The 434-nt window shown below is 67.1% G+C and carries 1 protein-coding gene; it reads right to left on the bottom strand.

Going from position 1 to position 434, the window contains the following annotated elements; genetic code table 11:
- A partial coding sequence (locus QSJ59_RS24295) for a hypothetical protein (protein ID WP_285762097.1) occupies positions 1-434 on the bottom strand: 434 nt, incomplete at both ends.

Genomic DNA, 434 nt, shown 5'->3' with positions numbered 1-434 from the left:
TCGATGCCGAAGCCGGGGTCGAAGCCGGTGTTGAGGTCGGTGGTGATGTCGTGGGCGAGGGTGGCCCAGTCCATGGAGTCGTCGGGGGTGAGCCAGGACATGTCGTCGGTGTCCATGGCGTGGGTGTAGTCGGTGGTGAGTGCGGGGTCGATAGGGGTGTAGTCGGTGGAGGGGCCGGGGTCGTCGGTGAGGAAGGAGGGCCCGGCGAGGTCGTCGTTGGTGGGTGAGGCGAGGCCGAGGGTGTCGAGGTCGTAGTAGTCGGGGTAGCCGTAGGTGCTTTGGGCGGGGTCGGTCCAGTCGATGTCCATGTCGTTGGGGTCGGGGGTTCCGGCCATGTTGACGTGGAGGTCGTTGGCGCCGGTGTGGGTGGCCGCTTCGGGAGAGAGGGCGTCCCTCGTAGCGGTCTGGTTGGTGGTTTCCCCGTTGGTGGTGGT

Source organism: Nocardiopsis ansamitocini (assembly GCF_030268225.1).
GTDB lineage: Bacteria > Actinomycetota > Actinomycetes > Streptosporangiales > Streptosporangiaceae > Nocardiopsis_D > Nocardiopsis_D ansamitocini.
The sequence above is the reverse complement of the archived record's forward strand: the minus strand, read 5'-3'. Positions and strand labels throughout refer to the sequence as shown.